8 protein-coding genes are annotated in these 9,197 nt (G+C 36.3%); 2 read left to right on the top strand and 6 right to left on the bottom strand.

Features of this window, described 5'->3' with window-relative positions:
- The first annotated feature begins 28 nt into the window (after positions 1–28).
- Positions 29–1,366, top strand: a complete 1,338-nt coding sequence (locus H599_RS0115720; RefSeq protein WP_026715000.1) for an MATE family efflux transporter — start codon at positions 29–31, stop codon at positions 1,364–1,366.
- A gap of 229 nt (positions 1,367–1,595) precedes the next feature.
- On the opposite strand, the gene H599_RS0115715 is transcribed toward H599_RS0115720, so the two are convergent.
- Both H599_RS0115715 and gcvT read right to left on the bottom strand, forming a co-directional pair.
- Positions 1,596–2,315, bottom strand: coding sequence for a YebC/PmpR family DNA-binding transcriptional regulator (locus tag H599_RS0115715; RefSeq protein ID WP_026714999.1), 720 nt, complete (start codon positions 2,313–2,315; stop codon positions 1,596–1,598).
- A gap of 43 nt (positions 2,316–2,358) precedes the next feature.
- Positions 2,359–3,441 carry a glycine cleavage system aminomethyltransferase GcvT gene (gene gcvT, locus H599_RS0115710; protein WP_026714998.1) on the bottom strand — a complete coding sequence of 361 codons (1,083 nt, stop codon included), beginning with the start codon at positions 3,439–3,441 and terminating at the stop codon, positions 2,359–2,361.
- 181 nt (positions 3,442–3,622) lie between these two features.
- On the opposite strand from gcvT, the gene H599_RS0115705 reads away from it, so the two are divergent.
- On the top strand, positions 3,623–4,474 hold the full coding sequence (locus tag H599_RS0115705; protein WP_026714997.1) for an NAD(P)H-hydrate dehydratase: 852 nt from the start codon (positions 3,623–3,625) through the stop codon (positions 4,472–4,474).
- 541 nt (positions 4,475–5,015) lie between these two features.
- Here H599_RS0115705 and H599_RS0115700 read toward each other — a convergent pair.
- The 4 genes from H599_RS0115700 to H599_RS0115685 form a co-directional block, all read right to left on the bottom strand.
- Positions 5,016–7,100 (bottom strand): beta-galactosidase, encoded by a 2,085-nt coding sequence (locus H599_RS0115700; RefSeq protein ID WP_051590774.1) that lies wholly within the window; start codon positions 7,098–7,100, stop codon positions 5,016–5,018.
- Between the two features lie 65 nt (positions 7,101–7,165).
- Complete coding sequence (locus H599_RS0115695) at positions 7,166–7,960, bottom strand: DUF1961 family protein (RefSeq protein ID WP_026714995.1); 795 nt, start codon at positions 7,958–7,960, stop codon at positions 7,166–7,168.
- Between the two features lie 18 nt (positions 7,961–7,978).
- Complete coding sequence (locus tag H599_RS0115690) at positions 7,979–8,536, bottom strand: DUF4256 domain-containing protein (RefSeq protein WP_026714994.1); 558 nt, start codon at positions 8,534–8,536, stop codon at positions 7,979–7,981.
- Positions 8,537–8,557: 21 nt separating this feature from the next.
- Positions 8,558–9,127, bottom strand: coding sequence for a YdeI/OmpD-associated family protein (locus H599_RS0115685; protein ID WP_026714993.1), 570 nt, complete (start codon positions 9,125–9,127; stop codon positions 8,558–8,560).
- Positions 9,128–9,197 lie beyond the last annotated feature (70 nt).

Below are 9,197 nucleotides of genomic sequence, written 5' to 3'. Positions count from 1 at the left end.
GTATTTTTGTTGAATATTACAGTTGATTATGGAAAAACAAAAGCTTGTGGATATGACTCGTGGAGCTATTGTGCCACAGATTATTCATTTTACCTTACCCCTGATGATAGGTAATTTTTTTGTTTTGACCTATAATGCTGTTGATTCCATTGTTGTAGGGCGATTTATTGGTGCTGAAGCTTTGGCGGCATTGGGAGCAGCAAGTCCGGTGATGAATGTGTTTCTATTTTTGATTATTGGGATTTGTTTAGGGATGTCAGTTTTAATGGGACAATATTTTGGAGAGCAAGATTTTGGAAAATTAAAGAGAGTGGTTTCAACTTCCTTTATTGCCGGAGGTGTTTTTACCTTATTCTTAGTTTTTACAGGTGTAATTTTTTCCAAATCAATACTGCTTTTTTTGAGCACTCCATTACTTATTTTAGCTGATGCAACAACTTACCTTCAAATTATTTTTGTGGGTCTTATTTTTACTTTTATTTATCAAATTTATGCTTCTACTTTGAGAAGTATGGGGAATTCTAAAGCCTCTCTTTATTTTTTGATAGCTTCTGCTTTACTGAATGTTATTATGGATCTTTTGTTTGTTGTGGTATGGAATAAAGGAGTAGAAGGGGCAGCATGGGCAACCGTAATTGCTGAAGGAATAGCAGCTTTTTTTTGTGTGCTATACGTGCGTTTCAGAATCCCTGTTTTGCGTTTTTCCAAAAAGGATTTTGTTTTTGATCGAACTGTATTGCAAACGATTGTAAGTTATAGTTCGGTGGCAGCTATGCAACAAATTACGTTGCATTTAGGTAAATTTTTGATTCAGGGAGCGGTAAATCCTTTAGGTGTTGTGGCTATTGCAGCTTTTAATGCTGTGACCAAGATTGATGACTTTGTAATGGTGGTACAGCAAAATATAGCGCATGGAACGACCGCTTTTATAGCTCAAAATAGTGGGAAAGATAATTTTGCTCGAATTAGGAGAGGTTTTCGGGTAGGAATGAAAATGGAGGTGGTATATTCTATTGTGGCAATGCTAATTGTTTTATTCTTTTCGAGATCACTTATTGCAATGTTTTTAGATAAAGAAGGAACAGAAGTTGTTCATGAAGGGGTTATATATCTAAAAATAATGGTTTTTCTTTATGTACTTCCAGGAATTACGAATGTTATTCAGGGGTATTTTAGAGGTTTAGGAATGATGAAAATCACTTTGAATTCAACTTTTGCACAAATGTTAGGACGAGTAATTGCAGCTTATCTTTTAGCTCCGTATTTTGGGATAGAAGGTGTCGCCTTGGCTTGTTTGATCGGTTGGATTTGTATGTTGTCTTATGAATTTCCGTTGTTTTATAGAAAATGGAAATCGATAAACTGATTGTTCTATTGTTTACGGTTTTGCGTTAGGGATTGAAGCGATATCCTTTTTATTTTGTTTTGGGACTGAGTTGTAGGACAAAATAAAAAGATAAAGCGGAAAGCCCGACCTTGTTGCTTTCTTAAATGATGTTATTAGTAGGTAGAGTTGTGCAACAAGGTAACGCCACACAAAAAAAAGAGTTTAACAATGATGCTAAACTCTTTCTTAAATGTATTTTGGTTGAAGATTATTCTTCGTTTTCTTCCATAGTGTGATACACATTCATTACGTCATCATCTTCTTCGATTTTCTCGATTAATTTTTCAACATCTGCAATTTGATTGGCATTTAGTTTTTTAGTAATTTGAGGGATTCTTTCAAAACCTGAAGAAAGAATGTCGATTCCTCTGTTTTCCAATTCTTTTTGGATGGTACCAAAGCTGTTGAAAGGAGCGTAGATTAAGATTCCGTCTTCGTCTTCAAAAACTTCTTCGGCACCAAAATCAATAAATTCTAATTCTAATTCTTCGGCATCCAAACCTTCTTTAGGAATTCGGAAGTTACAAGTGTGGTCGAACATGAATTCTACCGACCCTTGTGTTCCTAAAGTACCGTTGCATTTGTTAAAATAACTACGAATGTTAGCTACAGTTCTGTTGTTGTTGTCTGAAGCTGTTTCAATCAGGATCGCAATTCCGTGAGGAGCATAGCCTTCGAATAAAATTTCTTTATAGTTAGCGGTATCCTTATTGGATGCATTTTTTATAGCGCGTTCTACGTTATCTTTAGGCATGTTAGCAGCCTTAGCATTTTGGATAACGGCTCTTAATCTGGAGTTGGTATCAGGGTTTGGACCGCCTTCTTTAACGGCCATTACAATATCTTTTCCAATTCTGGTAAACGTTTTAGCCATAGCAGCCCAACGTTTCATTTTTCTTCCTTTTCTAAATTCAAATGCTCTTCCCATTTCTGATTATTTTTTTAGTAATGTAAAAATAAGTTTTTTGTTTTTAGTTTTTATAAAATGGCATTTTCACCACTTTGGCTGCAACATCTTTTTTTCTGATTCGAATGAAAATTTCTGAATCAATCGCAGCATTTTCGATGGTAACATAACCCATTCCAATTCCTTTGTTTAAAGAAGGTGCCATGGTTCCTGAAGTTACAATTCCGATGTTGTTGCCATTAGCATCTACAATTTCGTAATCGTGTCTTGGAATAGCACGCTCCTGCATTTCAAAACCAATTAGTTTTCGGCTAACTCCGTTTTCTTTTTGCGCTTTTAAATTGGCTGAATTGGTAAATTCTTTGTTGAACTTGGTAATCCATCCTAATCCTGCTTCAATTGGTGAAGTCGTGTCGTTGATGTCGTTTCCGTATAAGCAGAATCCCATTTCCAAACGTAAAGTATCACGAGCAGCTAAACCAATTGGCTGGATTCCAAAAGGCGCTCCGGCAGCAAAAACTTTGTTCCAAATAGCTTCTGCTTGGTCATTTTTGCAATAAATTTCGAAACCTCCGGCACCGGTATATCCTGTTGCAGAGATGATAACATCATTAAATCCGGCAAAATCGCCTATTTGAAAGTGATAATATTTGATAGCTGCTAAATCTACTGAAGTTAATGATTGTAAGGCTTCTACTGCTTTAGGTCCCTGAATGGCTAAAAGTGAATAATCATCGGAAAGATTTTTCATTTCTACGCCTAAATTATTCTGATCCGAAATCCAGTTCCAGTCTTTTTCAATATTGGAAGCATTTACAACCAATAAATATTCTTCGTCTTTGATTTTGTAAACCAATAAATCGTCAACAATTCCTCCTTCATTATTTGGCAAACAAGAATATTGTACACGACCGTCAGTTAGGGTAGCCGCGTCATTTGAAGTTACTTTTTGGATTAAAGCCAAAGCATTTGATCCCGAAAGTATAAATTCTCCCATGTGAGAAACATCAAAAACTCCTACAGCGTTGCGCACGGTTTCGTGTTCGGCATTAACGCCTTCGTAAGTAATAGGCATATTGTATCCGGCAAAAGGCAGCATTTTAGCCCCTAAAGCCTCGTGGATGTGCGTAAGCGCAGTATTTTTCATTATGATTTTATGTAAATTTTGACGCCGCTAATTTATTGTTTTTATTTTGAGTAACAAAGGCGTATTCTTCAAACTTTTGTAGTCGGATGATTAGCGATTTTTATTAAAATTAATTTTTCAATGCATTTTCTTTTCGAAGAAATAAAACTAACTTAGAGTGTTAAAATTTAAAGCTATTTTTATGTTAGCGAAAATTGCTGTTGATAAGAAAGAAATTCTGAAAATTTATAAAAAAATTGCTGTAAATACTCATAAAGGTATTCAGGGACATGCTTTGCTTATTGGAGGGAGTTATGGAAAAATAGGTGCTGTTTGTTTGTCTTCCAAAGCAGCTTTGAAAACAGGTTGTGGATTAGTAACTGCTTTTGTGCCTAAATGCGGTTATGAAATTCTTCAAATTTCGATTCCCGAGGTGATGGTTTTGACCGATATAAAGAAAAAGCGTATTTCTAATATCCAGTTTGATTTTCAACCCAATGCTATTGGAATTGGTCCGGGAATTGGGCAACATGAGCTGACGCAAAAAGCATTTTTAAAGTTTCTGAAATCTTATAAACAAGCTTTGGTCATAGATGCTGATGCTTTGAATATTTTATCACAAAACAAAGCCTGGTTTCTTTTGTTGCCACCAAGGACTATTTTGACACCGCATCCTAAAGAATTGGAACGATTGATAGGAAGTTGGAGTTCAGAAGAAGAGAAATTTGAAAAAACCATTTCTTTTTCGTTGCAATATAATGTGATTGTGGTGATGAAAGGCGCTCCCACACATATTGTTGACGGTGAAACGATTTATAAAAATACCACCGGTAATCCCGCTTTGGCAACCGCCGGAAGTGGCGATGTACTGACCGGAATTATTACGAGTTTATTGGCGCAATCTTATTCGCCGGCTGAAGCTGCTATTCTGGCTGTTTTTCTGCATGGATTAACAGCAGATATTGCCTTGCCTAAAACCGGATTTCAATCCTTTATCGCTTCTGATATTATTAAACATCTTGGGGAAGCTTTTTTGAGTTTGGAAAAAAAATAGTCAATGAGTAAAAAAGTTTGAGATGCTATACTAAGTTAGGAGGACTTTGCAGAGTGGGCTTATTACTTAAGTGCCGCGTTAAAAACGCTTTGTTTTGTTGTAAAAAGGAAGTAGGTACTCGTTGCAAACGAGCACCAGAGGGATATGCTTCGGATTTATTGTTTTGTATAATTTATCTTAGGAGTTTAGAGAGTATCGAGAATGTTCGTTTATGTATGACTTCTCGATACAAATTTTCAGAAAAAGCTATTCGCATTTTCTAAAAATTCACTCGAAGTGACGCATTTTTTATCTAATTCAATTGTGATTTTAGAATTAACAAAACAAAAAAAGCTTTAGCCAAATCTTGATTTAGATTTCGACTAAAGCCTAATTGAGTTAAGATTTTTGAATGATGATTAACGTCCCGATAACTATAGGGATTGATTTCAGATTTTTGTATTTATAAATAAAACCATCTGTTTTTTAGTCACTCTGACATCTGAAATCAAAAATCGTTATTCAAAAATCAGCAATCATTTCATCCGTTTTCCAAAGTTTTTTAGTATTTCCACACCAACACATCGGCCGTTTTCATGGATTTAGTACCAATGATAATTTCAGCATTGGCAGGCAGTTTCATTTCATAAACTTTATCGGAATAGTTTACTGCAATCCCAAAACCATCACGGTATTCGACCAATATTCCTTCCGGATAATTTTCAATTGGGATGTTTTGTTGTTGGTATAATTTGGTTAAAACCTGTTTTTCCAAATCTCCTTTTTTTGAATCAACACCAATGTAAGTCACGGTTCCTTTGCCTAATTTACGCGAAATTACAGCCGGAGTTCCTGCATAGAAATCGCCCTGAAAAGTCCCCCAGATTTCAGTTCCTTTGTTTGGTTTTAATAAATCACCCCATGAAACCCATTCAAAATCCTGATTGTTGAATTTAATTTTGTCCGGAGATTGCGGCATCAATAAATCATAAGATTCAATTTCGGAACCAATTAATTGCCACATTGGTTCGTAGAATTTGGCTTCCCAAAGATGTCCTTTTCGGTTTTGAATTCCGGAACGACAGCTTAAGACTAAGTTTCCTCCGTTTTGAGCATAAGCAGTCAGTTTGTCAATCATTTGCTGATCGATCATTTGATAAGCAGGAACAAGCAACACCGGATATTTTGAAAAATCAGTGGTGTCACGAACAAAATCCACCGGAGCACCAAAGGATTTCACGGCTTTATAATATTTTAAAAAATGGTTTTCGGTGTTCCATTGATTCGTTTGTTTGTTCAGTTCGATTCCCATTACATTATCGGTATTGAACAGAATTGCTGTTTTGCGTTGTAGATACTCCTTAGGCAATTGCGCTTTCGGATTGTATTTTTTACGCAAAGTAGTAATGTCTTTGATGAATTGGCTGAATTCCTGTCCGCCGGGAGTAGGAGTAATACCATCAGGACCTACAATTCCGTAATGAAATTGCTCGTAACCGTACAAAGGCGCACGAAAACGGTAGGTACAGGTAAATTTACTTCCGCCGGCAAAAACATGCCATAACCACAATCTCATTGCGCCCGGCAAAGGCTGCGGATTAATGCTTCCCCAGTTTACCTGTCCCGGTTGTAATTCCATGACACCATAAGCGCCTTTCATTGGACGGAAAAAATCGTTCGCAAAGGCAATTCGGGAATATTCTCCCACTCGGAAACCTTTTGGACCAATGCCTAAATCGCCTCCGTAAACCATATAGCGGGTATAGGAAACAAAATCCAGTTCTTTACTGGCTCCTACATAACCCACGTCGTACATCGGAATATAGTTAGAAGTAATCCATTGATTTGGGTTCGAATATTGACGAATCACTTTAGCCTGTTCGTCTAAAAAAGTAGCGGTTTCATCATCTGCAAAACGATAATGGTCTAACTGGGCATGTAAATTCATGCCCCAAAGACTGTGTTTGGGGATATTGATTTCGTCAAAATCAGAATAAGTACCACTCCAGAAATTGTTGCCCCAGGCTTCGTTTAAAATATCAATGGTTTTATATTTTTCTTTTAACCAGTTTCTAAAACGTTGTGGAGCATCTTGGCCATAATCCAGAAAACGTCGTGGTTCATTATCCAATTGCCAGCCAATGATATTTTTATCGTTTCCGTATCTTTTAGCTAATTCGACAATCATTTTCATCGAATAGCTTCGATAATAATTGCTCGAAAAAGTAGCATGTTGCCGGGTTCCGTGATCCATTTGAGTACCATCTTCCATTGTGGCAAGTACTTCGGGATGCTTGCGAACCAGCCAAACCGGAGGCGTAGCAGTTGATGTACACATAATTACTTTAAGATGGTATTTTTTTGCCAGTTCTAAAGATTTATCCAGCCATTTAAAATCGTATTTCCCTTCTTCGGGTTCGAGTTGTGCCCAGGCAAATTCGCCAAAATGGGTAAATTCAAAACCCATTTTTTCCATGTTTTGGAAATCACGTTCCCATTGTTCAGGATTCCAATGTTCGGGATAATAATAAACGCCTACCGAGGTTAAATCTTTAGAGGGGAAGAAATTTTCTAATTTTTGAGCAAAAGTCGTTGCGCTCCATAACAGTAGTAATGCCAGAAAGCATTGGGTTATTTTTTGGTTCATAATGAAATGGTTTGGAAATAGATAATTACAAATCTAAGTTTTTTTAGATATAAAGTATTATTTTCTTACTTCATTGTGTAAACCGAAATGTCTTTGTATAAAGCACTCCGGGTAGCCATTTGTCTTAAACCAATTCGTCCTTCATGAAGTTCAGGATGATTTTTCAGATTCCAGCTAAAAAGTTTTGCAATATCTTTTCCTGAGATTTTAAAATACATTTTTTCGTTGGTTTTGATGATGGTGATTTTATAGGTTTTTCCTGTTCTGAAAAGTCCTGTTTCAAAATAAGGAGACGGAATTTCGGTTGTGGTATTGAAATTTTGTCCTTTTTCCACCGGATATTGCCGCACTCTGATATAATCTTTGTTTTTATCGGTATTATTGTTGTCAAAAGAAGCGTAGCTGATATGCAGAGCTTTCATGTTGTTGAAATAAGTTTTCATCGCCGGAATTTCTCTTAAGTGATTCCATTTCGAAATATCCTCAACATAAGGTGCAATTCCCGTACCGGTTGCCTGAAGGTATAAGATAATTGCCCATTTAGTTTCAGTGTCTTTTCTGCAAAAGTTGAATTCCATTTTTAGATTTCCTTTAAAAGAATCTTTTGTCCATAAAACAGCATGATGCGTATCATTTCGTTCTTCCGGTCCGGCATTAAAAATCATGCCTTTCGGAGTGTTTTTTATTTGGGCAAAATGTCCGTCCAAAAACCAATTGGATTGCCAGTTTTTTGTTCCTTTATCTTTAAATTGAAGTTGCCATACATTCGATTGATTGAGTTTGTCGAAAGCTTCTCCATCCGTTTTTTGTGCAAAAATCGAAATGCTAAAAAAGAAGAATAGCAATGGTTTGAACGTCATGTTGTGGTTTTTTAGTAATTAGATTTTTAAAGAAGCCCGAAATCCTCTGGCAGCATAATAAGATTCGGCACCATTGTGGTAAATAAAAATGGTATTATAACGAAAATCAGCAAAAATAGCACCTCCCAGTTCTCTGATTTCTTTTGGCGTTTGAATCCAACTGGATGATTTGCTGTCAAAATTGCCTAAGCTTTGCAGAAAGCGATATTCTTCTTCGTTCAAAAGTGCTATTCCCATTGCTGCGGCAACATCCAATACGTTGTTTTTAGGCTTATGTTCTTTTCTGGAATCTAAAGCTTTTTTGTCGTAACAAAGACTTCTGCGGCCTTTGGGACTTTCGGGAGAACAATCACAAAAAGTGTATTCATCTGTTTGGGGATTGTAATGTATAACATCCGGTTCGCCTTCGGTGAGCTCCATTTGATTTAGTGACCAAAGTTTTTCAGGACTGGCTTCCAGTTTTGTTTGGATTCTGTGCCAATCTAATTCTGGATGGCGGTTTTTGTTTTTTTCAAAACGGGTTTTTAAAGAAGTTAATAAAGCTTCTGATTCTGTTGCGGTTAATTGCTTTTCCATAGTTGTATTATTAGATGATTTTTACCCTCTTGATTTACAATTTCTCTCGCACAAATCAATAATTTGAGCAATGCGATTTTGTCTGGTTGCTGGCCGTTTGGCTTGGTTTAACCAATACAAATAACTTTTTTTATAGGTTTTACTAAAGTTAGAATAATTGGTAAAAGCTTCTTTGTTTTTATCAAATTCAAGTTGTAAATCTTTGGGGATTTCTAAATTTTCAACAGCATCCAAACTTTCCCAGGAACCGTTTTGCTTAGCGATTTCAATTTTTTTCAAACCGCTTTCGTGCATTAAGTTGGCAGCAATCAATTCCTCTATGTAATTTTTGTTGACTTTGCTCCAAACACTTTTGTCTTTTCTTGGGGTGAATAGTTGGAGTCTTCGGTCTTCGTCCAGTTTTTTTACTGTCGAATCAATCCAGCCATAACAAATAGCCACTTTTACCGCTTCTTCCCAGCGCATGCTTTCGGCTTCGTGAGCTACTTTGTAAAATACTAAATAAACGGCTTTGTATTTATTGTGGTTTTCGTGCAACCAAGTTCTCCATTCGGCATTGTTTTTAAAATAGAGGATTGGTTTTTCGTGCATTTTTTAGAGAAAAGTTTGGTTTTATATTTTCAAATATAACAAAAAATCCTCTCAGGTCAGAAGGACAACC

Source organism: Flavobacterium daejeonense DSM 17708 (genome assembly GCF_000425425.1).
In the GTDB taxonomy this organism is placed as follows: domain Bacteria; phylum Bacteroidota; class Bacteroidia; order Flavobacteriales; family Flavobacteriaceae; genus Flavobacterium; species Flavobacterium daejeonense.
Note: the sequence above shows the minus strand (reverse complement) of the source record. Positions and strands in the feature narration are given on the sequence as shown.